This window comes from Rhodococcus sp. IEGM 27 (genome assembly GCF_033142305.1).
Classification (GTDB): domain Bacteria; phylum Actinomycetota; class Actinomycetes; order Mycobacteriales; family Mycobacteriaceae; genus Rhodococcus_F; species Rhodococcus_F oxybenzonivorans.
This window is the reverse complement of the sequence record NZ_JAWLSG010000020.1, coordinates 23917-48791: the sequence shown is the minus strand read 5'-3', so window position 1 is coordinate 48791 and position 24875 is coordinate 23917. Positions and strand designations below refer to the sequence as shown.

Sequence of the window (24875 nt, the reverse complement as noted above, 5' to 3'; positions counted from 1 at the left end):
CAGAGTCGAGGGTTCGTCCCGTAATCCGGTTCAGTACCGGATTCGGATGTGCCGTACGTCGTTGCTTAGCTGAACTGCCGGCTTGCCCGCCATCACATCACCTTGAACAGGCGCACTCGCAATCCCTACACAACAGAAAGTGCGGAGGATCGTGCCAGGAGCTGCCAACCCCGATTGACCTGGAGTAATCGCCCTGGTGAAGCACCGGCGTCTGATGCGCACGATGTACGGACATTGCCCAGGATAGCTGTGAACGACCGTAGGGGCAAGAAGACCCGTTTCCGGCGTGTCAGCTGATCCGGACGCCTTCGGCGACGTCGAGTTCGAGCACCTGCAGCCCCTCGGCCTCCGCCTGTACTCGGAGATCGTCCGGTAGCGGCTCTGTACTCAACGCGAGGACTGTCGGTCCCGCACCGGAGACCGCCGCGGCAATGCCGGCTTTCCGCAGCAAGGAGATCCACCGGGTGGTCAGCGGGAGCGCGGGAGCCCGCTGAACCTGGTGGAGCCGATCCTCAGTGGCCGGCATCAGAAGGTCCGGCCGTTCCGTGAGCGCCACCACAGCGAGAGCGCCGCGACTGACGTTGAACGCGGCGTCACGGTGCGCCACGACCTCGGGCAACAATCCCCGCGTGTGAGCGGTTGACGAACGCTCACCCGGGATCAGGGCGATGACCCGGATCGCGGGATGCACCGTCAGGGGCACCGCGTAGTAGCGGTTCCCGGACGTGGAGGTGCCCGCGGATTCCTGGTCTTCACAACTCCACGACACCACGGCGCCGCCCAGCACGCTCGCCGAAGCGTTGTCGGGGTGCCCTTCGAACTCGGACGACAACTGGACCAGTTGGTCGGGCGAGAGGCCGAGTGCGGGATCGAGCTTCATCGCGAGACCGTTGGCCGCGGCCAACCCGCCGACCACAGCAGACGCGGACGACCCCAGGCCCCGCGAGTGCGGTATTGCATTGCGGCACACGACGTCGAGGCCCTCCGCCCACACGCCGGCCGACTCCAGACCACGTTCGATCGCGCGCACCACCAGATGGGAGGGGCCCCACGGCACGTCCTCTGCGCCCTCACCCTCGACACGAATCTTCAAACCCGAACCCGTGGTGGTGACCGTGATCTCGTCGTAGAGCCCGAGCGCGATGCCGAGGGTGTCGAATCCGGGCCCGATATTCGCGCTCGACGCCGGCACACGGGCAGTCACGGTGAGCCCGGTGGGCAGGGTCTGTGTCATGTCTGCGGTCTGATCCTGCGGCGTGATGGGCGTGGGCGCCACCACTACGCCAGCTCGAGGGCCGACGCGACAGCGACAGGATCAACCGGAATGGGTTGCACGACAGGCATACCGGCGAGTGCGGTATCCGGGTCCTTCAATCCGTTGCCGGTGACCGTGCAGACCACGGTGAGTCCGGAGTCGAGCCAGCCTTCCTTCCGGGCGGCCAGCAGTCCTGCGACACTCGCCGCCGACGCGGGTTCGACGAACACACCTTCGGTGGAGGCGATCAGCCGGTACGCCTCGAGGATTTCCTCGTCCGTCGCGGCGCGGAAGGCCCCGTGCGACTCCTCCTTCGCGGTGACCGCGCCGTTCCAGGACGCGGGCGAACCGATGCGGATGGCCGTCGCGATGGTCTCCGGGTCCTTGACGGGTGCACCGTGGACGAGCGGGGCGGCACCTGCCGCCTGAACGCCCAGCATGCGAGGCTTCACGCTCGTGAGCCCGTCGGCGTAGTACTCGGAATAACCCCGCCAGTAGGCGGTGATGTTGCCGGCGTTGCCGACGGGAAGCGCGTGGACGTCCGGAGCCTTGCCCAACGCATCACAAATTTCGAAAGCCGCGGTCTTCTGGCCTTCGATCCGGACCGGGTTCACCGAGTTGACCAGGCCGATGGTCGGGAACTCCGCCGTAGTCTTGCGCGCCAGCTCGAGGCAGTCGTCGAAGTTACCCTCGACCTGGATGATCCGGGCGCCGTGCATGACCGCTTGCGCCAGCTTGCCCATGGCAATCTTGCCCTGCGGCACCAGCACCGCGCAGCTCATCTTCGCCTTGGCGGCGTAGGCGGCCGCCGAGGCGGACGTATTGCCCGTCGACGCGCACAGCACAGCCTGCTGACCGCGCGCCAGGGCGTCGGTCACGGCCATCGTCATCCCGCGGTCCTTGAAGGAGCCGGTGGGGTTGAGACCCTCGACCTTGAGGTAGACGTCGCAGCCCGTGATTTCGGACAGATGCCCGGCGGGAAGCAGCGGCGTGCCGCCCTCACGGAGGGTCACCGTCTTCCAGTTCGGTCCGATCGCGAGGCGGTCACGGTAGGCCTCGATCAGCCCCGGCCACGGAGTGTGCACGGGGTTGCGGGTGCCGGTCATTGTTCGGTGCCTTCCAGTCGCAGCACGCTGGTCACAGCGGTGACGAATTCGAGTTTGCTCAATGCCTCAACGGTTTCCGACAACGCGGAGTCCGTCGCGACATGGGTAACGACCACCAGCCGGGCGCCGTCGCCCGCGCCTTCCTGCCGCACCGTCGAAATGCTCACGCCGTGCTCGGCGAATTCGGCGGCAACGGCCGACAGCACACCGGCCTTGTCCGTCACCTGCATGTTGACGTAGTAGCGCGTCGGGATGTCGCCGATGGGAGCGATCTTGAGCTTGGCGTACTTCGACTCGCGCGGACCGCGGCCACCGTGCACCTTGTTGCGCGCGGCCATCACCAGATCACCCATCACAGCAGACGCGGTGGGGGCACCGCCGGCGCCCTGACCGTAGAACATCAGCCTTCCGGCGTTCTCGCCCTCGACGACCACGGCGTTGAATGCTCCGTTGACCGACGCGAGGGGGTGACTCAGCGGCACCAGCGCCGGGTAGACCCGTGCGGAGATGCGCTCCTTGCCGTCGGGTGTGGGGATGCGCTCGCAGATGGAGAGCAGCTTGATAGTGCAGTCGAGGGCCCTCGCCGACGTCAGGTCGGCAGCGGTGATGTTGGAGATACCCTCGCGGTACACATCACCCGCGGTGACCCGCGTATGGAAGGCGATGGACGCGAGGATAGCGGCCTTCGCCGCGGCGTCGTAACCCTCTACGTCGGCGGTGGGATCGGCTTCGGCGTAGCCGAGTCTTCCCGCCTCCGCGAGCGTTTCCGCATAGTCGGCCCCGGTTTCGTCCATGGCCGACAGGATGAAGTTGGTGGTGCCGTTCACGATTCCGGCGACCTTGTTCACCCGGTCACCGGCAAGGGACTGGGTGAGCGGGCGGATCACGGGGATCGCACCGGCGACGGCCGCCTCGAAGTACAGGTCGACGCGGTGCAGCTCCGCGGCCTCGGCGAGTTCACCGGTGTGCTCGGCGAGAAGGGCCTTGTTGGCGGTGACGACGGACTTGCCGGAGTTCAGTGCCGACAGGATCAGCTTGCGCGGAAGGTCCATACCGCCGATCACCTCGACGACGATGTCGACGTCGTCGCGCGCCACGAGCGAGTCTGCGTCCGTGGTCTGCAACTCCTCCGGTATGCCCCGGTCCTTGCCGGGGCGGCGGACCGCCACTCCCCGCAGTTCCAGGGGCGCACCGACGCGGGCCTCGAGGTCTTCGCTGTGCTCTTGCAGGATGCGAACCACCTCGCTCCCGACGTTGCCGAGGCCGAGGACGGCCACACCGATAGCGCGATGCGCCGATTCGGTCACACCGACAGCACGTTGCGCCGATTCGGTCACACCGACAGCGCGTTGCGCCGATTCGACGGTCACTCTTGTACCTCCAAGCTGAGCAGGTCTTCCACGGTTTCCCTCCGGAGGATCACGCGCGACTGTCCGTCGCGCACCGCCACCACGGCAGGACGGGTGAGCAGGTTGTACCTACTCGACATCGAGTAGCAGTATGCACCGGTGGCAGCGACGGCAAGCAAATCGCCGGCATCGATGTCCTCGGGCATCCAGGTGTCACGGATAACGACATCGCCGGATTCGCAGTGTTTACCCACGACTCGCGACACCACGGGTTCGGCTCCGCTGACTCGGGAGACGAGCTTCGCTTCATATTCCGCTTGATACAGCGCCGTGCGGATGTTGTCGCTCATTCCGCCGTCGACACTGACGTAGCGGCGAGTGAGCGCGCTCCCGACGGTGACGTCTTTGATGGTGCCGACCTCGTAGAGTGTGACCGTCCCCGGCCCGGCGATCGCTCGTCCCGGCTCGACCGCAAGGGTCGGCTCGGGCAGGCCGGCGAGAGCGGACTCGTTGCGCACGATGTCGCCGAGTTTGGCCGCCAACTCGTCCACGGGCGGAGGATCGTCGCTGGGCACGTAAGAGATGCCCATACCGCCACCGAGGTCGATGATCGAGATCTGGGCGGTCTTGTCCACACCGAACTCGGCGACGACGTCGCGGAGCAGCCCGATCACCCGATGTGCTGCCACCTCGAATCCGTCCACGTCGAAGATCTGCGAACCGATATGGCTGTGCAGCCCGACGAGACGCAGATTGTCTGCGGCGAATACTCGCCGGACCGCGTCGATCGCCTTGCCACCTGCCAGTGAGAAACCGAACTTCTGGTCCTCGTGGGCGGTCGAGATGAATTCGTGGGTGTGCGCTTCCACTCCGACCGTCACACGGATCAGGACATCCTGTACGACACCGGCTTCGGCGGCGACTGCGTCGAGGCGGTCGATCTCCATGGACGAGTCCAGGACGATGTGGCCCACTCCGGCCTTCACTGCCGCCTGAAGTTCGGCGACCGACTTGTTGTTGCCGTGCATGGCGATTCGCTCCGCCGGGAACCCCGCATGCAACGCAATCGCCAATTCACCGCCCGAGGCGACGTCGAGCGACAGCCCCTCTTCTGCCACCCAACGGGCGATCTCGCCGCAGAGAAACGCCTTGGACGCGTAGTGGACTTTGGCCGAGGGCCCGAATGCGCGCGCCATGTCACGGCACCGGGACCGGAAATCGTCCTCGTCGACGACGAACAGTGGCGTCCCGTACGTCTCCGCAAGTTCGGTGACCGGAATCCCGGCCAATCGGACAACGCCGTCCGGACCGCGTTCCGCGTTGCGGGGCCACACCTCAGGAGCGAGCGCCGCGAATGCCGTTGCGTCCGTGGGACGCTCGGGTAGTCCGGGTGCGTGTAGCTGTTCGGCGTGCTTGGGACCGGCGGGATGCGCGTTCACATCTGCTCCGGGGCGCTCACGCCGAGGAGTGCGAGACCGTTTGCCAGCACCTGACGCGAGGCGTCGCACAGAGCGAGCCGCGCGACATGCAGTGGCCCGACCTCCTCGTCACCCTGAGGCAGAACCCGGCACGCGCCGTAGAAGCGGTGATAAGCACCGGCCAGCTCTTCGAGATACCGCGCAATGCGGTGTGGCTCACGGAGATTCGCCGCACTGGTGACGACGCGCGGATACTCGCCGAGCGTGCGGATGAGATCGCCCTCCTGCTCGGAGACCAGCAACGCGAAGTCCGGATCGGCAACCGTGACACCCAACTCGGCGGCGTTGCGCGCAATCGCCGACAACCGGGCGTGCGCGTACTGCACGTAATAGACCGGGTTCTCGTTGCCCGTGCTGGTCCACAGCGCGAGGTCGATGTCGATGCTCGAATCCACCGACGAGCGGATCAACGCGTATCGCGAGGCGTCGACACCGATGGCCTCGACCAGGTCGTCGAGCGTGATCACCGTCCCGGCCCGCTTGCTCATCTTCACGGCGACCCCGTCGCGGACCAGATTGACCATCTGCCCGATCAACACTTCGACGGTGTCCGGGTCGTCGCCGAACGCGGCGGCCGCGGCCTTGAGCCGGCCGATGTAGCCGTGATGATCCGCGCCGAGCATGTAGATACACAGATCGAAGCCGCGCGCACGCTTATTCTGGAAGTAGGCGATGTCCCCTGCAATGTAGGCCGCGTTGCCGTCACTCTTGATGACGACACGATCCTTGTCGTCACCGAAGTCGGTGCTCTTGAGCCACCAGGCACCGTCCTCCTGGAAGAGACTGCCGGAGGATTTCAAGGTCTCGACGGCCTTCTCGACCGCACCGGACTCGAACAGCGAGTTTTCGTGGAAGTAGACGTCGAAGTCCACTCCGAACTCGTGCAGGGTGCGTTTGATGTGCGCGAACATCAGGTCGACTCCGAGCGATCGGAACACTTCCTGCTGCTCACCCGCCGGAAGTTCCAGTGCGTCCGGACGCTGCGCGAGCACCTGAGCCGCGATGTCGGCGATGTATGCACCCGCGTAACCGTCGTCGGGAGCAGGTTCCCCCTTGGCGGCGGCGATGAGCGACCGGGAGAAGCGGTCGATCTGGGCGCCGTGGTCGTTGAAGTAGTACTCGCGTGTGACGGCGGCACCCTGGGTGGACAGGATGCGGCCGAGCGCGTCACCGACGGCAGCCCAGCGTGTACCGCCGAGGTGGATGGGCCCGGTCGGGTTTGCGGACACGAACTCCAGGTTGATCTTCTTGCCGTCGAGAGTGTGCCCGGATCCGTACGCGGTGGCCGCTTCGAGGATCTTGGCGACGATGGCGCCCTGGGCGTCGGCGGCCAGGCGGATGTTGAGGAAACCGGGGCCGGCGATATCGGCACTGTCGATACCCTCGGCAGCGGTCAGCGCCTCGGCGAGCCAGGTCGCGAGTTCGCGAGGGTTGGTACCGACCTTCTTGGCCACCTGCATCGCGACGTTGGTGGCGTAATCACCGTGCTCGGGGTTGCGCGGGCGCTCGACCGTGAGAGTTTCGGGAAGCACGGACACGTCGAGTCCACGTTCGGCGAGCACCTTCGCGGCGGTTCCGCGGAGCAGTTCGGCAAGGTCAGCTGGAGTCACAGGTATCTATCCTATGGCCAAGACGTCCCGGGCGGTGACCCGCCTGGCCCGGAGTCCCACAGACGGCCGGATAGGCCCCGACCGGCGTGGCGGATGCCACTCTCCCAGCTTGCGCTCAGGGTGGGTAAGTAGAGTGGGGTCGCCCTGAGTCCCGGTCTCAGCCTCGGGCGAACCGGGGTAGAGCGCCCGTAACCCACACACCGAAAGATCACAATCGATGCCAAGCGGTTCGGATAGTCGCGGTCCCGGTAAGAACTCCGGTGCCAAGTCGGCCAAGGCCATCAAGGCCGCCAAGAAGAAGAGTGGCGGCGCGAAAGCCAAGGGCGGCGTCTCCGCGCCCCGGCACATTCCGTGGCTGACGATCGGTGCGTCGGCGGCGGTCCTCGCGCTGGTCGCGATCCTCGCGGTCAACCTGGTGCCCAAGTATCAGGCGAAGGAGGAGGCCCAGCGGTACGCGCCCAGTGCCGAGAATCCCGACCCTTCGGTCAACATCGACGGCGTGCTGAAGATCGACTACCCGGCCGGCATCCACATCCAGCCGACGCAGCGCGTCGCCTACGATCAGTCGCCTCCGTTCGGCGGCCCGCACGACGCCATCTGGGCGACGTGCACCGGCACCGTGTACGCCAATGCGATCCGCACCGAGAACGCAGTGCACTCTCTCGAGCACGGCGCCGTGTGGGTCGCCTACAACCCCGACACGCTGTCTGCGGAGCAGGTCGACACACTGCAGGACAAGGTGGACGGCCAGAGCTACACCCTGATGTCGCCGTACCCGGGGCTCGACAGTCCGATCTCTCTGCAGTCGTGGGGCCACCAGCTGAAGCTCGACAGCGCCGACGACGAGCGGATCGATCAGTTCATCACGGCCCTGCGCATCAACAAGAACACCTACCCGGAGGTCGGTGCCAGCTGCTCGACCATCCCCGGCTCCGGTTTCGACCCGGACAACCCGCCCCCCTTCGATCCGAGCGCACCCGGCGCCGACGCAGTGCCGATGGACGGTGGCGGCATCGCGCCGGACCAGTCCGAGACCGGCGGGGCGGGAGCCCAGTTGCCGAGCGATCTGCAGCTGCCCTCCGACCTGCAGCAGGCGCCCGCCGAGGGCGGTAATGGCTGAATCGGCCGACTCAGCACCCGGATCCGAAGTCGGGTCCGGGGCCGAGCCGGCTTACTCCAGGCCGAGTCAGCGCGCCGCGCTCTTGGTGATCGGAGTGATCGGCGCCGTCGCACTCGGTTTCGCGCTCGGCTTCCTGGCGCGACTTCCACTGCAGGACAACAACTCTGCGGTTCCCCAGGCGGGATCCGTCGATGTGGGATTCTCTCAGGACATGAGCGTGCACCACAGTCAGGCGGTGGAAATGTCGGCGATCGCCCTCCGAAACACGAGTGATCCCACCGTCCGGACTCTCGCCTACGACATCCTGACCACCCAGCAGAACCAGCTCGGCCAGATGCAGGGATGGCTCTCGATCTGGGACCAGCCGTCCCTCCCGTCCGGCGGCTACATGGGCTGGATGGCGTCGGAGCACGACGGCGGACACGATCATTCCTCCGGCGAGAACGCACATACGGGGTCTATGCCGACGATGCCGGGAATGGCGTCGTCCGAGGACATGGCCAGGCTACGACAGGCCACCGGGACCGCCGTCGACGTCGAATACCTCCAGTTGATGTTGCGACATCACCAGGGTGGACTGCCCATGATGGAATACGCCGCGCAACGGGCCTCCGAGCCCGCCGTCCGCGGGCTCGCACAGACCATGGTCGAGACCCAGCAGGGCGAGTCGAGGTTGCTCACCGACATGCTCACCGAACGCGGCGCCGCTCCGCTCCCGATGAACTGACGGCCTCGCCCCTCAGGACCAGGTCCAGTCGCGTACCTCCGGCAGGTCCTCGAAGTGCTCGACCACGTACTCGCCGTGCCGCTCGAGCTGGGTGAGGCAGAAATCGGCGAGCTCGGTGGCCCCGGCGGGTTCGGTTTCTACACGGCGCAGCGCCTCGAGCGCGAGGTGGTAGCGGCTCATCCTGTTCAGCACCACCATGTCGAACGGGGTGGTCGTGGTGCCCTGCTCGCTGAAGCCGCGAACATGAAAGCGTTCGGGTTGCGGCCGACCGTGCAGTAACTCGTGGACCGCGCGTGAATAACCGTGGAACGCGAACACCACGTCGGTATCGGCGGTGAAGAGGTCGGTGAATGTGCGGTCGTCGAAACCGTGCGGGTGCTCCGTGGGCGTCAGCAACGCCATCAGATCGACCACGTTGACCACACGGGTGACGAGGTCGGGTGTGTGCTCACGCAACAGCTGGGCTGCCGCGAGAATTTCTTGCGTAGGAACGTCACCCGCCGCGGCAAGCACGATGTCCACGGTATCGGCGGCTGCCTCGGTACCCGCCCACGCCCAGACCGACGCCCCGGCCGCACAGTGCGCGTTCGCTTCGTCGAGCGTCAAGTATTGGAGGTGCAGTTGCTTGTCCACCACGATGACGTTGACGTGGTCGGTGCTGCGGAGACAGTGGTCGGCAATCGAGAGCAGCGTGTTCGAGTCGGGGGGAAGCCACACCCGAACGACATCCGGGGCGAGGGGAATGACGGCGTCGATCATCCCGGGCCCCTGGTGGCTGAAACCGTTGTGGTCGTTGCGCCAGCAGGTGCTGGTCAACAGCACGTTGAGCGAGGCCACCGGCGATCGCCACGGCAGGTCCACCGCGTGTTGCAGCCACTTCGCGTGCTGGACCAGCATCGACACACTGACCATGGCGAAGGCCTCGTAGCTGGCAAAGAGCCCGTGCCGCCCGGACAGCAGGTACCCCTCGAGCCACCCCTCGCACAGGTGCTCGCTGAGCACCTCCATCACCCGTCCGCCCGCGGACAGGTGGTCGTCGTAGTCGGTGACGGGTAGCTGCCAGCATCGATCGGTGCTCTCGAACACGGCGCCCAACCGATTGCTGGCCGTCTCGTCCGGGCAGAACAGCCGAAAGTATCCGCCGCCGTCCGGTGTGGTGGTCGCCGCGTAGACGTCCCGTAACAGTTCGCCGAGGACGCGGGTGGTCTCGTGCACCGTGGCCCCGGGCCTTTCGATGGTCAAGGCGTACTTGTGCAGTGGTGGTATCGGAAGATCGACGCGTAGACGCCCGCCGTTGGCATAGGGAGAAGAACCCATTCGTTTGTCGCCCCGCGGCGCCAGCTGAGCGAGTTCGGGCACCAAGGCACCCTGGGGATCGAACAGGGTCTCCGGGGAGTAGGACCGCATCCATTCCTCGAGCTGACGCCGATGCTCGTCGTTGGTGCGGACGCCCGACAGCGGAACTTGATGGGAACGGTGTGTTCCCTCGACGAGGACGCCATCGACACGGTGGGGGCCGGTCCAGCCCTTCGGAGTGCGGAGCACGATCGCCGGCCATTTCACAGGATGCCGGCGACCCGCCCGCGCCTCCTGGCGGATCTCGGTTATCTGGTCATACGCGTCGACCAGCGCCCGGTCGAGTGTGCGGAAAACCACGGCCGGGTCGTCGCCCGCGACCACGGTCGGCGCCCATCCCTGGCCACCCAGGAAGCGTTCGATGTCCGTGTCGGTGCTGCGCCCGTAGACGGTCGGTCCGGCAATTTTGGCCCCGTTGACGTGCAGGATCGGTAACACGGCACCGTCCCGTTCCGGGTTGAGGAAGGCGGGGAGCTTCCACGAAGCGGACAGCGGACCAGTCTCCGCCTCACCGTCTCCGATCACACACGCCACCAACAGGTTCGGGTGGTCGAATGCCGCACCCGCCGCGTGCGCCAGTGCATATCCCAGCTCACCGCCTTCGTGGATGCTGCCCGGCGTCTGCACGCTGACATGACTCGGGATACCTCCCGGTGTCGAAAACTGCCGGCACAAGTGCCGGAGTCCGGCAGCATCACCGGAGACCGCGGGATACACCTCCGAGTACGTCCCCTCCAGATACGTGGCAGCGACGAGGGCGGGCCCGCCGTGACCAGGCCCCGTCACGTACAGGCAGTCCGCGTCTGTACGCCGGATCAACCTGTTGAGAAGGGCGTAGATCATCGACAAACCGGGACTGGTCCCCCAATGTCCGAGGAGCCGGGGCTTGATGTGCTCCGGAAGCAGCGGCTCACGTAGAAGCACATTGTCCTGCAAATAGATCTGCGCGACGGTGAGATAGTTGGCCGCCGACCACCAGCGGAGATCCAACTCGAGTTCGCGTTCCGAATACTCCGCGTTCGAGTTTTCCGAATGGACATGCTGCCGATCGGTCATCCTCGGCCCTCCCCTGATGTGCGCAGGCGTTCTTTCCGACACTAGGCGGATTCGGTCGACCGTGCGGGGGTTGTGGGCCGAACTCGGGGACCGATTTGGTTCTTCCCCCCATCGATGCGCTACGATTGGCGCGCCCAATCGGCACACCGGTTTTCCGGTGCGCCCCCGTAGCTCAGGGGATAGAGCGTTCGCCTCCGGAGCGAAAGGTCGCAGGTTCGAATCCTGCCGGGGGCACCACGAGAACACTGCGCCGCATCTCGCGGTGCACATCTCTTCCTGGTGCTACCAGTCCTCCCCCGGGTGATCTCCCCGGGCTTTCTGCGAGAGCTGCAGCGTCGGCCCCGGCCGCATACATCGATTCGAACGCTGAGCTCCCTCGCACCTTCGCTGTGGGTTTCGCGGCTTCACCTTTCCGCCATCCTTTTCTCCATTTGCGTCGACCGAGGGACACTCCGTGCACCAGCCCCACCCACATCCGCTCACCCTCGGCGTGATCGCGCGCTCGAGCAAGGCCGACGAACGCCGACTTCCGATCCACCCCCTGCACTTCGACCGCATCGACGCCGACCTGCTGGGCCGAATCCACCTCGAGCACGGTTACGGCGAGCCGTTCGGTGTGTCCGACGAGCAACTGGCCCGCTCGGTCGCGGGAATGCGCACACGGAGTGAGCTGATCGCGCAATCCGACGTCGTACTGCTCCCGAAGCCGCTCGCGAAGGATCTCGAGGACCTGCGCGACGGACAGATCCTCTGGGGGTGGCCGCACTGCGTGCAGGACTCCGAGCTCACCCAGGTGGCCATCGATCGTCGTCTGACCCTCGTCGCCTTCGAGGCCATGAATCACTGGAGTGCCGAAGGGTCGTTCCAGCTGCATGTCTTCCACAAGAACAACGAGCTCGCCGGCTACTCCTCCGTACTGCACGCCTTGTCGATCGCCGGGTCGACGGGTGATTACGGCCGTCGACTCCGCGCGGTCGTGCTCGGTTTCGGGGCCACCGCCCGCGGGGCCGTCACCGCGCTGAATGCTCTGGGAATCCATGACGTTCATGTCGTCACGCAGCGTGGCGTGACCGCCGTCAGCTCGCCCATCCACTCGGCGGAGATCGTCCAGTTCGACCACGACGACGCCGACCCACGTCGAAGCCACGTCACGACGGACGACGGCCGGCTGCCGCTGGCGGGTTTCCTGGCCCGTCACGACATCATCGTCAACTGTGTTCTGCAGGACACCGAGGCGCCGCTGACCTTCCTCGGCGACGAGGACATCGACACCCTCCTGCCTGGTTGCCTCGTCATCGACGTGTCCTGCGACGAAGGCATGGGCTTTGCCTGGGCGCGTCCGACCTCCTTCGCGGACCCGACGTTCATGATCGGCGAGAACGTCCGCTACTACGGTGTCGACCACAGTCCGTCACATTTGTGGAACTCCGCCACCTGGGAGATCAGCGAGGCGCTGCTCCCCCATCTGCGCACAGTTCTCGGCGGACCCGCGGCGTGGGACAACAGCGAGACGATCCGGCGGGCGATCGAGATCCGCGACGGAGTGGTGCAGAACCCCAAGGTCCTGTCGTTCCAGGACCGTGCGGCCGACTACCCGCACGCGGTCCTTACCTGAGCGCCGCGTACGAACGGGACGCTCGTTCGATCTGACGCAACGAGCGTCCCGTTCGCGCGCAACAGCGCAGGGCGGATCGGCACAGGTCAGGCAGGCGCGCGGCGACGCATCTCGCGACGGAGAATCTTCCCGCTCGCCGTCTTCGGCAGTTCGTCGACGATTTCCACCCGCCGCGGGGCCTTGTAGGTGGCCAGCCGCTCCCGGCAGTACTCGACGAGGTCGGCCGTCTCCACCGTCGTGCCCGGCCGCAGGCTGACGAAGGCGGCGACGGTTTCACCGCGATAGCTGTCCGGTTCACCCACGACTGCGGCTTCGCGCACCGCCGGATGCTGGTAGAGAACGTCCTCGACCTCTCGCGGCCACACCTTGAACCCGGACGCGTTGATCATGTCCTTCTTGCGGTCCACCACGTACACCCAGCCCTCGGCGTCCATGAAGCCGACATCGCCGGTGAGGAGACGGCCACCCGGCAGTGACTGCGCTGTGGCGTCCGGCTTGTTCCAGTAGGCGGGTACCACCATCGGTCCGTCGACGGCAATTTCGCCGACCTCCAGTGGCTCCAGGTCCTTTCCGTCCTCGCCGATGATCCGGACCACTGCGGAGGGCAGCGGCAGGCCGATCGCCAGCGTTCCCGATGCCGGATCGACCGGTGCTTCCAGGTCGGGCGGAACGACGACGCAGGGTGCGCTGGTTTCGGTGAGCCCGTAACCGTTGCGAATGTATTTGCCGGTGAGCTCGCGGAAGCGCTCGACGATGGCGGGAGGCAGTGGGGCGCCGCCGGACATGACGGCCTCGAGGGAGGCGAAGCGTTCCCCGGAGAAGTCGGGGTGCGCCATCAACGCCATGTATGCGGTGGACGGACCCACCATGAAGATCGGCCGCTCACGTTCGAGGGCATCGAGGACGACCCCCGGTTCGAAGCGATACACCAGGATCAGCGGCGACGCCAGGTCGATCGCCGTGAGGAGCTGGCACACCATTCCCGTGATGTGGAAGAGCGGTGCCAGAGCGAAGATCGGCGCGCCGGCCGGTTTGTCCTCGTACAGTCGCAGGATTGTGCTGTTCACCGTCAGGTTGCGGTGGGTGTTGGTGGCACCCTTGGGTACGCCGCTGGTTCCGGACGTGTAGGACACCAGGGCAATATCTTCGGGCGTCAGCCCGGGATCAGGCACCGTCGCTCCGGCCCGCACCCGCGCCACCTCGAGAAGGTCGGGCACGTTCTCACTGCGGGCACGGGTTACCGTCCGGAACAAACGCTCGTCGTTCGAAGTCTGGATGTCGAGTTCGCTCGAGGTGAGCGCGATCCGCACGCCCGCTTCCGACGCGCGTGAACCCACCCGGTCTGCCCACGCGCTCTCGCTGCACACGATCGCGGTGACCCCCGCGTCGGTGAGAATGTGTGCGAGCTCGTCCCGGTACATCGGGTTGAGAGGAACGACGACACCGCCGGCCTTCCACGTTCCGATCAACGCGAGAACGAACTGCGGAATGTTCTGCAGGTAGATCGCGAGCCGGTCGCCCCGCTGAAACCCGTTCTCGAGCAGGTACGCGGCGATTCCGTCGGTGAGTTGGTCAACTTCCCGGTAGCCGAGCGTGCCGCCGAGGTAGCGCACCGCCGGGCCGTCTCCGGCGGTGACGACCGCCGACTCGAACATCTCGAGCGCGGTACGGGCGGGGATATCTCCCACGCGTCGAACCCTCTCCTCATATCGGTCCATCCAGGGCCTGTCGTCGTACCAGCTCATCGCCGCCGTACCGCCTCTCGATCTCGTCCGAATTCGTGATTCTGAATGCCCACCGGCGTCAACGTGTGCCCGACAGTCCCCCGTCGACGGGGATGACGGTGCCCGTCAGGTATGCGCCCGCCCGCGAGGACAGGAATATCGCGGTGCCCGCGATGTCCTCGGCACAGCCGACCCGGCCGAGTGGAACGGCGCTCTCGACGAGTTCCCGGCGCGCCGTATCGCCGAGGAGGTGGGCGATCATCTTGGTCGGAAATGGTCCGGGCGCAATCGCATTGACGGTAATATTCTCGCCGGCCAGGGTGGCCGCGAGCTTCCGCGTGAGCATGTGCACGGCAGCTTTACTCGCTCCGTACGAAAAGTTGTCGCTGCTCGACACGACCAGGCCGTCGATCGAACCGATGTTGATGATCCGGGCGGGTTGATCCCCGGTGGCCGCGGCCCGCAGTCTGGGCAGTAGTTTCTGCGTCAGCGAGAACACACTCTTGACGTTGATGTCGAAGATCTTGTCGAACGCGGCCTCGGGAAACTCGTCGACCGGTGCGCCCCACGTCGCGCCGGCATTGTTGACCAGCACGTCGAGTCGCGGGGCTACCTCCTCGACGTGGGCGGCGAGGCTGTCGATGCCGTCCGGAGTGGACAGATCGGCGGGATGGGCGTGGCAGGACCCCGGCCCGAGCGCGGACAGCTCGGACGCCGTCTCGGCGCAGTCGCCGGCTTTACGGGACGACACGAGGACCTGCGCTCCCGCCCGGACGAATCCTTCGGCGATCATCCGGCCGATACCGCGCGAACCTCCGGTGACGACTACCGTCTTTCCGGCGACATCGAACAGCGAATGAGCTTCCACGAGCATTCCTTTCACGGTTGGAAGACGAGCCGACCAACGGTGCTGCCCTCACCGAGCCGGCCGAGTCCGTCGGCGACGTCGGCGAGCGAGAGCCGCTCACTGATGAGGGGCCGGATCGCGCCGGACGCGGCGAGTCGGGTCAGCTCCTCGTGGCAGTCGGCGATGGCCTGCTGGTTGTACTGCTTGTACAGGCCCCAGTGCAGTCCGATGATCGAGTAATTCTTGATCAGCGCGTGGTTGAGTCCCGGAGTCGGGATGGTGCCGCCCGCGAAGCCGATGATCAGGATGCGTCCCTCGAAAGCGATGCACTTGGTGGACTTGGCGTAGGCATCTCCACCGACCGGGTCGTAGACGACGTCGGCTCCGCGTCCACCGGTGAACTCCTTGACGAGTGGGACGAAATCCTCGGTGCGGCGATCGATCACCAGGTCGGCCCCGAGCCGGCGGCAATACTCCGCCTTGTCGGCCCCTCCGACCACACCGATGACCTTCGCCCCGGCCGCCTTCCCCAATTGCACTGCGGCACTGCCCACTCCACCGGCCGCGGCGTGCACGAGCAGAGTCTCCCCCGCCGCGAGGTGCGTCCGACGATGGAGGGCGAACCAGCTCGTCTGGTATCCGATACTCAGCGCCGCCGCTTCGGCGTCGTCGAGGGCGGCCGGTGCGGTGAAGGTGTTCGCCTCGTCGAGAACCGCGAGCTGAGCGAACCCGCCGCCGGGCAGGTTCGAATTACCGATCACCCGGTCGCCCTGCGTGAACCGCGTGACACCGTCTCCGACGGCAACCACCTCGCCGCACAGTTCGACACCCGGGGTGAAGGGCAGCGGCGGCGTGATCTGGTACTCCCCTCGGCACAGGAGCACATCGGGGAAGTTCGCCGGTGCGGCGAGCACCCTGACGAGCACCTGGCCGGGACCTGCTACCGGGTCCGGGACCTCCTCGAGTTGCAGCGCGGTATGCGGCTCGCCGAGTTCGTGGACACGCCATGCCTTCATCGTTTTCTTCCTGACTGTCGGTGGGTGGCCCGGGTTACGCGGGCAGATCGATCAATTCGGCGAGACGCGCTCGGTGACGGTAGGCCGTGCCGAAGGCGAGCTGATCACTTTTCGCCCTCTTCAGATAAAGGTGCGCGGGATATTCCCAGGTCATGCCGAGTCCACCGTGCAGTTGGACGCATTCTTCGGCGGCATGAACGGCGGCACCACTGCAATACGCCTGTGCGATCGCCGCCGCGATCTCGGCGTCCGCGTCGCCGCGAGCAGCGGTGTCAGCCGCGTAACGAGCAGCCGCAGCGGCGGAGGTGATCTCCAGCCACAGGTCGGCTAGGCGATGCTTCAGCGCCTGGTACGAGCCGACGGCACGCCCGAACTGCTTGCGCTCCTTGACGTAGGCGAGCGTGGTGCCGAAGCACCACTGTGCCACTCCGAGTTGTTCGGAGGCGAGGAGCGCAGCACCGCAGAGAAGAGCGCCACGAATGGCCTCTACTGCCGCACCGTCGTCGACCCGAGTCGACGACGGTGCGGTGAAGTCGACATCGGCCAGGGGACGCGTCATGTCCAGCGCGAGAATCGGGGTCACGGTGACGCCGGCGCTGTCCGTGCGCACAGTGTGAAGCTCGAGCCCGTCGGGCCCCTGCACCGGAACGACCAGTAGTTCGGCTTCCGCGGCGCCCGCAACACTGGTGACGCGGCCGGTCAACCCGTCGGCGCCCAGTCGGACGGTCGCGCTGAAGCGGTCGGGCGGCGTGGCCAGGCCGATCGTGAGGGCACCGGTGGTGGTGCCTTCGGCGAGATCCCGGACGATGGTCGTGTCTCCCGCCTTCACCAGCGCGACCGTCGCGAGTACAGCGCTGGAGAGATACGGGACGGGCGCCACGGCACGTCCGATCTCTTCCATGACCACGGCGGCTTCCCTTGCGCCCGCCCCTGCCCCGCCGATCGATTCGGGGGCGAGGAGACCGGACAGTCCGAGTTCGACGGCGAGCGACTTCCAGACGGCGGAGAAGTCACCGGGCGACGAGTCGTAGGCGCTCATGACGAGCTCGTGCGGGCAACGGTCGGCGAGCAGCCGCCGGACACTGTCGCGGAGGGCGTCTTCGGTGTCGGTGTACAGCAGATCTGCGGTGCTCATCGGGGCAGGTCCTTCCAGGCGATGTCCTTGTCGACGCGATGCTCGGGGGGCAGCCCGAGAACACGTTCTGCGATAACGTTCCGCAGGATTTCCGACGTGCCGCCCTCGATCGAATTACCTTTCGCGCGCAGGTAGCGGTATCCGGGTTCACGTCCGGTGAAGTCCACCTTGTCGGGCCTGCGCATGGTCCAGTCGTCGTAGCGCAAACCCGCTTCGCCGTGCAGCTCGATGTCGAATCCGGAGATGGTCTGTGCGAGCTGGGCGAAGGCGAGCTTCAGTCCGGACCCCTCGGGGCCGGGTTGCCCGGCCGCGAGTTGCTGCCGTAGCCGTTCACCGGTCAGCCGGGCGACTTCGGCTTCGACCCACAACCGGAGAAGTTCGTCGTGCATTGCCGGGTCCCGCAGTTCGGGACGTTCTCGCCAGGCCGCGGCCACGGGGCCGATCATGCCGCTTTCGCGCGCTGCGGCCGACCCGCCGATCGCAACGCGTTCGTTGTTGAGGGTCGCGGTTGCCACCCGCCAGCCTTGCCCCTCGTCCCCGAGCCGATCGACGTCGGGAATTCGCACGTCGGTGAGGAACACCTCGTTGAACTCGGCCTCGCCGGTGATCTGGCGCAGGGGGCGAACGTCGACGCCGGGATCGCTCATGTCACAGAGAAAGTAGGTGAGACCCGCATGTTTAGGCACGGCAGGATCGGTGCGGGCCACGAGGATGGCCCGCTGCGCATTCTGCGCGCCCGACGTCCACACCTTCTGGCCGTTGACTATCCAGTTGTCGCCGTCACGGACCGCACGCGTCGCCACGGCAGCGAGGTCGGAACCCGCCCCCGGCTCACTGAACAACTGGCACCAGATGTGCTCGCTGGTAAAAATCGGACGCAGATATTTTCGCTGCTGTTCGTCGGTCCCGAAGGCCGCGATGGTGGGCGCGGCCATCCCCAGGCCGATGCCGTTGCGGCCCTTTGCCGGTGCCGGCGCGCCCGCCGCTTCCAGCTGCGCGTCGACCTGGGCCTGGAAGCTCTGCGGCAGACCGAGCCCGCCACGTCCGGGCGCGAAGTGAACCCACGCGAGGCCGGCGTCGAACCGCGCGCCGAGGAACTGCGTCGGATTCGAGGTGTCGTTCTGCTCGAGCAGCGCCGTGACCCGTTCGGTCAGTTCTCGCGCGATCGTTTGTTCGTCAGTAGTCATGATCTCCGCCTCAGTTCGTGGCGAGACGTTCGGCGATCGCTCCGCCGATCCCGTTTCCACCGCCGGTCACGATGGCGACCTTCTGTGCAACCTTCACGAGGCTTCCTCTCCTTCGCCGTACATTGTGACTCGCGTCTCTCTTTTGTATAGTTGAACCCGTCGTCAAGTTCAAGTGGCGGTGCGGCGAAACCGCAGAGCAGTTCGCCTCAGACATGACCGACACCCACCATCCGCGATCGAGGGAGACCGATGACCGACACGACTCAACTGCCCGTCCGCCCGGCGAGCTACGACGAGCTCACCGCTCTGATCGGGAGAGAATTGGGCCCCACCGAGTGGCATGAGGTCACCCAGGAACGGGTCAACGCGTTCGCCGACGCCACCGGTGACCATCAATGGATTCACGTCGACCCCGAACGCGCCGCATCGAGTCCGCTCGGCGGAACTATTGCGCACGGTCTCTACAGCCTGTCCCTCGGACCCGCCCTCTCCGCGACCCTGCTGCGATTCGACGGTTTCGCGCACAGCCTGAACTACGGATACAACAAAGTCCGGTTTCCCGCGCCCGTTCCCGTCGGTTCGCGGATCCGGATGCGGGCGACCGTGACGGCCGCCGAACAGGTCGGCGGCGGCATCCAGGTGACGATGACTCAGGTGGTCGAACGGGAAGGCTCCGACAAGCCGGTGGTCGTGTCGGAGTCGGTAGCCCGGGTCGTCGAAGCCGGTTAGGCCTCGGTCTGTACGTGCCGCCACTCCTGTGGCGGCACGTACTCGCGCGTGATCCCTTGATCGAAGCTCGACTCGGAGGCTGACGTATATGGCAAACGTGATCGACCCCGTGTGCTTCCACGCGGACACCACCCCGGACAACATTGCGCTGCGGGGTGCAGACAGCACCCTGACCTATCGACAGCTGCAGATCGCGAGCACGACCTACGCGGGCGCGCTTCGCGAATGGGGTATCTCGCCCGGCGACCGCGTGCTCCTCGCCGCCCCGTCCGTGCTCGAGTTCGTGGTGGCATACCTGGCGATTCAGGCGGCCGGGGCCGTGGTGGTCCCGGTGAACACGATGTCCACTCGGCCGGAAACCGAGTACGTCCTGAGCGACGCCGGTGTGTCGCTGGCGATCCTCTGGTACGAACTGGGGCCCGCGATGAGCCAGGCGGCGGCAGCGCTCGACGTCCCGGTCTGGACGTTGTCCCCGGAAATAACTGTCTCGGACGGGCTCCCGAAGTCCATCGTCGACCGGGACGGCGAGGACACCGCCGCCATTCTCTATACGTCCGGAACGACCGGGCGGCCCAAGGGTGCGGAACTGACCGTGGAAAACCTACTGTCGGGCGGGCAGATCGGCGCCGAATGCAGTCGCGGCTCGAGCGAGGACCGCACAGGGACGGGGCTCCCGCTCTTCCACGTCTTCGGACAGGCCTCGGTCATGATGGCGACCTTCACCGGTGGCGGCTCCTTGTCGTTGCTGGCGCGGTTCGACCCGTCCGCGATGCTGGCGATGCTGCGCCGCGACCGCCTGACCATCATGGCCGGTGTCCCGACGATGTGGAATGCGATGCTCCACGCGGCCGGCGACGCCGACCCGGAGGATTTCGCTCAGCTTCGGATCGCTATCTCCGGCGGCGCCTCGCTGCCCGGAGAGGTGGCCCGCGCATTCGAAACGCGCTTCCGGTGCACCATCCTCGAGGGGTACGGACTCACCGAGACGACCGCGTTCGGCACGTTCAACGACATCGATCGCGGTGGCAAGATCGGCTACACGGGACGCGCCGTTCCCCGTATGGAGGTCGAGGTCCGGGACCACGACGGGAACCAGTGCACACCCGGCACCGTCGGTGAAGTCTTCGTGAAGGGTCCCACGGTGATGAAGGGGTACTGGCGCAGGCCCGTCGACACCGCAGGCGTGTTGTCACCGGACGGCTGGTTCCGCACGGGCGATCTCGGCTGTGTCGACTCGGAGGGAGACCTCCGCATCGTCGACCGGGTCAAGGACCTCATCATTCGCGGCGGCTACAACGTGTATCCCAGTGAGATCGAGGAGGTGCTGTACACGCACCCCGACGTCGTCGAGGCCGCGGTCGTGGGCGTTCCCGACAACCACTACGGAGAAGAGGTGGCCGCGGTAGTCGCCCTCCTGCCTGGATCAGAACTGGACGGCGCCGAGCTCACGCGGTGGACTCGGGAGCGGCTGTCCGCGTACAAAATTCCCCGCATCATCTCGATCGTCGACGCCCTTCCCAAGGGCTCGACCGGAAAAATCCTCAAGCGGTCGATCGACAAGGCCGCGCTGAGACCTGACCCATTGACCGTTGAGATACCCCGAAAGGTGACACCGTGACATCTGTCAACAGACAGGTTCGACTGGCGAAACGCCCGATCGGCCTGCCCGACGACTCCACTTGGGAGATCGTCTCCGAACCGATTCCCACACCATCGGACGGCGAGTTCACCGTGCAGGTCGACTATGCCTCGCTCGATCCCGCCATGCGTGGCTGGCTCGACGACGTGAAGTCGTACGTGCCGCCCGTTCAGATCGGTGAGGTGATGCGCGCGCATGCCGTGGGCCGCGTCGTGGCGTCCAGGAATCCGGCGTTCCCGGAAGGGGCAATCGTTTCCGGACAGTTCGGAATTCAGGAGTTCGCGGTGTCCGACGGTCGGGGCGCTCTTGTCGTGGACGAGACACTCGCACCCGCGCCCACCTGGCTCGGTGCGCTCGGATTCCCCGGGATGACCGCGTATTTCGGCCTCACCGATGTCGGCAAGCTCGAGAAGGGCGACGTCGTGCTCATCTCGGGAGCGGCGGGAGCGGTAGGAAGCATCGCCGGCCAGATCGCCAAACTGAACGGCGCAACGGTGATCGGCATTGCCGGTGGCCGCGAGAAGTGCGCGTGGCTCACCGATGAGCTCGGTTTCGATGCGGCGATCGACTACAAGGCGGGGCCGGTGGGCCGCGCGCTGCGGGCGGCCGCACCCGACGGCATCGACATCTACTTCGACAATGTCGGCGGTGACATTCTCGACGCCGCACTGGGGCGTCTGCGCAAGAATGCGCGGGTCGCGTTGTGCGGTGCGATCTCCGGATACAACGCCACCGATCCACAACCCGGTCCGTCGCGGTACCTGTCGCTACTGGTCAACCGGGCCTCGATGACCGGATTCATCGTCTTCGATTATCTCGATCGGTTCGAGGAGGGCATGGAGGCGATGTCGGAGTGGATTCGCAACGGTGACATCGTGACCCGTGAGCAGGTGGAAACCGGCGGTGTCGAAGCTTTCGGCCGCACGCTGACCATGCTGTTCGACGGCGCAAACACGGGCAAGCTGGTACTGAAGATCAGCGACAACTGAACACCCCTGCCGCGAAAGGAATGCCCACCGCCGTTCGGGGTGGGCATTCTTTCGGCCTTGATGCCGTACTAGTAGAACTGAGCTCCGGGAACAGCGTTCGGGTCGTTGCGGACTTCCGCCGGGTTGGTCTCGTGGAGCCGCCACGCGCAAAGGAATGTGACCAGCCCCATCAAGGCGACGAATACGGCGACGAGTGTGGTGGTGCCGGTTTTGGCAATCAGCGCGGTCATGATGAAGGGAGTGCCACCGCTGACCGTGATCGCAGCCAGTTGGTAGGCCAGGGAGGCTGCCGAATAGCGCACGTTGGGTGCGAACAGCTCGCCCATGTAGGCCGCGATCGGACCGTAGGTCATGGACTGGAACACACTTCCGACGGTGACGGCGATGAAGAACAACATCAGGTTCTTCGTGTTGATCAGCCAGAAGTACGGGAAGGCCCAGAGCACGATCATTCCGGCGCCGAACAGGATCATCGGCCGACGACCGATCTTGTCGGACACGTGCCCCGACCACAACACCACACCGACGGTGAGGCCGGCACTGAGCAGGGAGATCGCCAGCAGATCGTTGCGCTTCATGCCCAGTTCGGCAGTGCCGTAACTGAGCACGCCGGCGATCGAGATGTAGAACAACGAGTTGGTGGCCGCGAGAAGGCCGCACCCGAGCAGAATCTTGCGCCAGTGGTCTTTGATCGCCTGGGTGAGCGGTGCCCGGACTACCGTTTCCTTACCCTTCTGTGCCTCTTCCTGCAGCTCGCGGAACTCCGGTGTGTCCTCGACCTTCGTCTGGATGTAGAGCACGACGGGGAAGAGCAATGCACTGGCAAAGAAGGGGATACGCCAACCCCAGCTGAGGAACGCCTCGTTCGAGATGGCGGCGGTGGCGCCCAGGAACACGAGGTTGCCGAGCAGCACACCGAACGAGACACCCATCTGACCGAAGGTGCCGGAAAACCCTCTGCGTTTGGGACTCGCCGATTCGGTCAGCAGAAGGACGATCCCACCCCACTGACCGCCGCACGCGATGCCCTGGATGAAGCGCAGCACCACCAGCAGAATCGGTGCAGCCACTCCGATCGTCGACGCACCCGGGAGGCATCCGATGAGGAAGGTGGCGATGCCCATGAAGAGCAGGCAGGTCACCACCGCGGGTTTGCGCCCGTATTTGTCGCCGAAGTGGCCGGCGACCAGTCCACCGAGAGGCCGGGCGACGAATCCCGCCCAGAACGTGCTGAACGACAGCAGAGTGCCCATCAGCGCCGATGAGTCGGGAAAAAAGACTTGCGGAAAGACAAGAGCCGCAGCTGTTCCGTAGAGGAAGAAGTCGTACCACTCGATGGAACTGCCGACGAGACCTGCCGCCAGCAGCTTCCGGTGTGCCCGCTTCCGCTGGACGGCCGTGTCGCCGGTTGCGTCCTTACTCGGCTGCACCGCGGATGTAGTCATCCAATCACTCCTCGAGATAGGTCTGTGGGGTGTGGCTAGAGATGAAGTTTTAGAACATGACGCCAACTTCAAGTCTGTGAGCGCTTGCTTAGTGTGTTTCACTTGTCGTGTGATGTCAATCACTCGAGGCGATGCTTTCGACATATACGTTCGGTGGGCGCTCCCGGCCCGCCGCACCGGTGAGGACTACGCATGACAGATCTACGGGACGAAACCCCAGCTCCCGGTCAACCCATTCGGGATCTGTCGTCCTCCGAGGAACGCCTACTCACCGCAGCTACAATGCTGTTCTCCGACAGGGGCTTCGAGGCCACCACCACCCGGGACATCTCCGCAATGGCAGGACTGAGTCCCGCCGCGATGTACGTACACTTTTCCTCCAAGGAAGAACTACTGTTCCGGCTCGTGTGCCGCGCCCATGAGCGGGCACTGGCCCAGGTGCTCGATGCGGTTGCACCGTTCACCGACCCGATCGACCGGGTTCGCGCCTTGGTTCGGGACTTCAGCATGTTGCACGCCACGAACTTTCGGAAAGCCCGTATCCGCGCAGTACGAGAGCCGGCACCTCCGCGCGGAGCACCGTGAGGCCGTGGCTCAGACGCGCCTGCGGATCCGTGTCGCAGCAATGCGCGAGGTGCGCAGGGGAATCGACGAGGGCGTCTTCCTGATCCCGGATCCCCGAGTCGCGGTGCTCGCCATCATGTCGCTCGCCATCGACATCTGCCGTTGGTACGACCCCGACGGCGAATTCACCCCCGAAGAGCTGGGCGACATCAACGCCGACCTCGTCCTGCGAATTCTGCGCGCGCCCGGCTACTGACCTCGGACAGAATCCGGCACACGCAGGGCATTCGTCCACATCCGCGCCAGGCCCGTCGCCAACTGATCGAACGACAGGGATTTCCGTTCGCTCACCGGTCCGACGAAATAGCTGTACGCCGTCCTGCCGACCATGGCAGAGAGCGCCTTGGACGTGAGCATCGGATCCAGTACCGCATCTGCGAGGCCGCGATCCTGCAGGTCCGCGATCGCTCGGGCGTTGCGTCGGAAGAAGATGTCGTCGCGACGGCGTTCGAGTTCCCGGAATTCGGGGTCGACGTGCGCCACCTGCTCCAGCACCGCCAGCAGCCGCGCGTTTCTGCGGCACGCGTGCAGATACGCGCGGACGCTCGCCTCGACGATCGCGTGTACATCGCCTTCGTCGGCCACTCGACCCATGCCGGGGTGGAGCAGGTCATTTTGGGTCACCTCGACGACGGCGGCAAAAACCTGTTCTTTGTTGGTGAAATACGTGTAGAAGGAGCCCGTCGAGAGCCCAGCCTCCCTGGTGATGTCGACGAGTCGGGCATCGAGATAGCCCTCCCGCTCGAACACAACCCGCGCGGCGGCAACCAGCCGATTCCGAGTACGGACTCCTCGTGCGGTAACGGGCGGCTCCCGGAGGAGGGTGGCGTTCGCCATCGAGGGCGGACCTTCGTCTCCTCGTTCTGGA

Annotated in this window: 21 protein-coding genes, 1 tRNA gene and 1 pseudogene; 9 read left to right on the top strand and 14 right to left on the bottom strand. The window is 65.7% G+C overall.

The features are described 5' to 3' along the window. Positions 1-289 precede the first annotated feature (289 nt). From thrB to argS, 5 genes are all read right to left on the bottom strand, one after another. Positions 290-1234, bottom strand: coding sequence for a homoserine kinase (thrB, locus tag R4P95_RS32280; protein ID WP_317747180.1), 945 nt, complete (start codon positions 1232-1234; stop codon positions 290-292). 44 nt (positions 1235-1278) lie between these two features. Next, positions 1279-2361, bottom strand: a complete 1083-nt coding sequence (thrC, locus tag R4P95_RS32275) for a threonine synthase (RefSeq protein ID WP_317747178.1) — start codon at positions 2359-2361, stop codon at positions 1279-1281. Beyond that, complete coding sequence (locus tag R4P95_RS32270; RefSeq protein WP_109334992.1) at positions 2358-3644, bottom strand: homoserine dehydrogenase; 1287 nt, start codon at positions 3642-3644, stop codon at positions 2358-2360. Before R4P95_RS32270 ends, thrC begins: the two co-directional genes overlap by 4 nt. 83 nt (positions 3645-3727) lie before the next feature. Next, on the bottom strand, positions 3728-5149 hold the full coding sequence (gene lysA, locus R4P95_RS32265; protein WP_213572673.1) for a diaminopimelate decarboxylase: 1422 nt from the start codon (positions 5147-5149) through the stop codon (positions 3728-3730). Continuing rightward, a complete protein-coding gene (argS, locus tag R4P95_RS32260; protein WP_317747177.1) occupies positions 5146-6798 on the bottom strand; it encodes an arginine--tRNA ligase in 1653 nt (550 codons plus the stop codon). Before argS ends, lysA begins: the two co-directional genes overlap by 4 nt. A 217-nt stretch (positions 6799-7015) precedes the next feature. Here argS and R4P95_RS32255 point away from each other — a divergent pair, with 217 nt between their 5' ends. Continuing rightward, on the top strand, positions 7016-7918 hold the full coding sequence (locus R4P95_RS32255; protein ID WP_317747176.1) for a DUF3105 domain-containing protein: 903 nt from the start codon (positions 7016-7018) through the stop codon (positions 7916-7918). After that, positions 7911-8645 carry a DUF305 domain-containing protein gene (locus R4P95_RS32250; RefSeq protein ID WP_317747174.1) on the top strand — a complete coding sequence of 245 codons (735 nt, stop codon included), beginning with the start codon at positions 7911-7913 and terminating at the stop codon, positions 8643-8645. The genes R4P95_RS32255 and R4P95_RS32250 overlap by 8 nt, the downstream gene beginning before the upstream one ends. A 12-nt stretch (positions 8646-8657) precedes the next feature. Here the strand turns inward: R4P95_RS32250 and R4P95_RS32245 are convergent, their stop codons facing one another. Beyond that, positions 8658-11057, bottom strand: a complete 2400-nt coding sequence (locus tag R4P95_RS32245) for a phosphoketolase family protein (RefSeq protein WP_317747173.1) — start codon at positions 11055-11057, stop codon at positions 8658-8660. 161 nt (positions 11058-11218) lie between these two features. Between R4P95_RS32245 and R4P95_RS32240 the strand changes: the two genes are divergently transcribed. Continuing rightward, positions 11219-11294: transfer RNA gene (locus R4P95_RS32240), tRNA-Arg, on the top strand. A 217-nt stretch (positions 11295-11511) separates the two neighbouring features. Continuing rightward, a complete protein-coding gene (locus tag R4P95_RS32235) occupies positions 11512-12672 on the top strand; it encodes a N(5)-(carboxyethyl)ornithine synthase (RefSeq protein WP_317747172.1) in 1161 nt (386 codons plus the stop codon). Positions 12673-12758: 86 nt separating this feature from the next. Here R4P95_RS32235 and R4P95_RS32230 read toward each other — a convergent pair whose 3' ends face one another. The 6 genes and pseudogenes from R4P95_RS32230 to R4P95_RS32205 form a co-directional block, all read right to left on the bottom strand. Next, entirely contained in the window at positions 12759-14417 is a 1659-nt protein-coding gene (locus tag R4P95_RS32230; RefSeq protein ID WP_317747171.1) for an AMP-binding protein, read from the bottom strand. Between the two features lie 58 nt (positions 14418-14475). Continuing rightward, entirely contained in the window at positions 14476-15264 is a 789-nt protein-coding gene (locus R4P95_RS32225) for an SDR family oxidoreductase (RefSeq protein WP_317747188.1), read from the bottom strand. 11 nt (positions 15265-15275) lie between these two features. After that, on the bottom strand, positions 15276-16259 hold the full coding sequence (locus R4P95_RS32220; protein WP_317747169.1) for an NADPH:quinone oxidoreductase family protein: 984 nt from the start codon (positions 16257-16259) through the stop codon (positions 15276-15278). Positions 16260-16293: 34 nt separating this feature from the next. Beyond that, entirely contained in the window at positions 16294-17394 is a 1101-nt protein-coding gene (locus R4P95_RS32215) for an acyl-CoA dehydrogenase family protein (RefSeq protein ID WP_317747168.1), read from the bottom strand. After that, a complete protein-coding gene (locus R4P95_RS32210) occupies positions 17391-18581 on the bottom strand; it encodes an acyl-CoA dehydrogenase family protein (protein WP_317747167.1) in 1191 nt (396 codons plus the stop codon). The genes R4P95_RS32215 and R4P95_RS32210 overlap by 4 nt, the downstream gene beginning before the upstream one ends. Positions 18582-18600: 19 nt before the next feature. Then, positions 18601-18678: pseudogene (locus R4P95_RS32205) on the bottom strand (dehydrogenase); the annotation flags it as partial. A 152-nt stretch (positions 18679-18830) separates the two neighbouring features. On the opposite strand from R4P95_RS32205, the gene R4P95_RS32200 reads away from it, so the two are divergent. The 3 genes from R4P95_RS32200 (at position 18831) to R4P95_RS32190 (ending at position 21938) form a co-directional block, all read left to right on the top strand. Beyond that, on the top strand, positions 18831-19310 hold the full coding sequence (locus R4P95_RS32200; RefSeq protein WP_213572682.1) for a MaoC family dehydratase: 480 nt from the start codon (positions 18831-18833) through the stop codon (positions 19308-19310). Between the two features lie 88 nt (positions 19311-19398). Continuing rightward, complete coding sequence (locus R4P95_RS32195) at positions 19399-20928, top strand: class I adenylate-forming enzyme family protein (RefSeq protein WP_317747165.1); 1530 nt, start codon at positions 19399-19401, stop codon at positions 20926-20928. After that, a complete protein-coding gene (locus tag R4P95_RS32190) occupies positions 20925-21938 on the top strand; it encodes an NADP-dependent oxidoreductase (protein WP_213572684.1) in 1014 nt (337 codons plus the stop codon). The genes R4P95_RS32195 and R4P95_RS32190 overlap by 4 nt, the downstream gene beginning before the upstream one ends. A gap of 68 nt (positions 21939-22006) precedes the next feature. On the opposite strand, the gene R4P95_RS32185 is transcribed toward R4P95_RS32190, so the two are convergent. Beyond that, a complete protein-coding gene (locus R4P95_RS32185; protein ID WP_213572685.1) occupies positions 22007-23383 on the bottom strand; it encodes an MFS transporter in 1377 nt (458 codons plus the stop codon). A 192-nt stretch (positions 23384-23575) separates the two neighbouring features. Here R4P95_RS32185 and R4P95_RS32180 point away from each other — a divergent pair, with 192 nt between their 5' ends. Both R4P95_RS32180 and R4P95_RS32175 read left to right on the top strand, forming a co-directional pair. Continuing rightward, the gene (locus tag R4P95_RS32180) at positions 23576-23968 is read left to right on the top strand and encodes a helix-turn-helix domain-containing protein (RefSeq protein ID WP_317747164.1); all 393 of its coding nucleotides are present in this window, start codon (positions 23576-23578) and stop codon (positions 23966-23968) included. 4 nt (positions 23969-23972) lie between these two features. Next, a complete protein-coding gene (locus tag R4P95_RS32175; protein ID WP_317747163.1) occupies positions 23973-24203 on the top strand; it encodes a hypothetical protein in 231 nt (76 codons plus the stop codon). On the opposite strand, the gene R4P95_RS32170 is transcribed toward R4P95_RS32175, so the two are convergent. After that, complete coding sequence (locus tag R4P95_RS32170) at positions 24197-24844, bottom strand: TetR/AcrR family transcriptional regulator (RefSeq protein ID WP_317747162.1); 648 nt, start codon at positions 24842-24844, stop codon at positions 24197-24199. The two genes, R4P95_RS32175 and R4P95_RS32170, sit on opposite strands and share 7 nt — an antisense overlap. Positions 24845-24875 lie beyond the last annotated feature (31 nt).

Coding starts and splice junctions, on each gene's coding strand:
- thrB (WP_317747180.1), bottom strand. CDS start 1,234: ATGACACAGACCCTGCCCACCGGGCTCACCGTGACTGCCCGTGTGCCG.
- thrC (WP_317747178.1), bottom strand. CDS start 2,361: ATGACCGGCACCCGCAACCCCGTGCACACTCCGTGGCCGGGGCTGATC.
- R4P95_RS32255 (WP_317747176.1), top strand. CDS start 7,016: ATGCCAAGCGGTTCGGATAGTCGCGGTCCCGGTAAGAACTCCGGTGCC.
- R4P95_RS32250 (WP_317747174.1), top strand. CDS start 7,911: ATGGCTGAATCGGCCGACTCAGCACCCGGATCCGAAGTCGGGTCCGGG.
- R4P95_RS32245 (WP_317747173.1), bottom strand. CDS start 11,057: ATGACCGATCGGCAGCATGTCCATTCGGAAAACTCGAACGCGGAGTAT.
- R4P95_RS32230 (WP_317747171.1), bottom strand. CDS start 14,417: ATGAGCTGGTACGACGACAGGCCCTGGATGGACCGATATGAGGAGAGG.
- R4P95_RS32220 (WP_317747169.1), bottom strand. CDS start 16,259: ATGAAGGCATGGCGTGTCCACGAACTCGGCGAGCCGCATACCGCGCTG.
- R4P95_RS32215 (WP_317747168.1), bottom strand. CDS start 17,394: ATGAGCACCGCAGATCTGCTGTACACCGACACCGAAGACGCCCTCCGC.
- R4P95_RS32210 (WP_317747167.1), bottom strand. CDS start 18,581: ATGACTACTGACGAACAAACGATCGCGCGAGAACTGACCGAACGGGTC.
- R4P95_RS32200 (WP_213572682.1), top strand. CDS start 18,831: ATGACCGACACGACTCAACTGCCCGTCCGCCCGGCGAGCTACGACGAG.
- R4P95_RS32195 (WP_317747165.1), top strand. CDS start 19,399: ATGGCAAACGTGATCGACCCCGTGTGCTTCCACGCGGACACCACCCCG.
- R4P95_RS32185 (WP_213572685.1), bottom strand. CDS start 23,383: ATGACTACATCCGCGGTGCAGCCGAGTAAGGACGCAACCGGCGACACG.
- R4P95_RS32180 (WP_317747164.1), top strand. CDS start 23,576: ATGACAGATCTACGGGACGAAACCCCAGCTCCCGGTCAACCCATTCGG.
- R4P95_RS32170 (WP_317747162.1), bottom strand. CDS start 24,844: ATGGCGAACGCCACCCTCCTCCGGGAGCCGCCCGTTACCGCACGAGGA.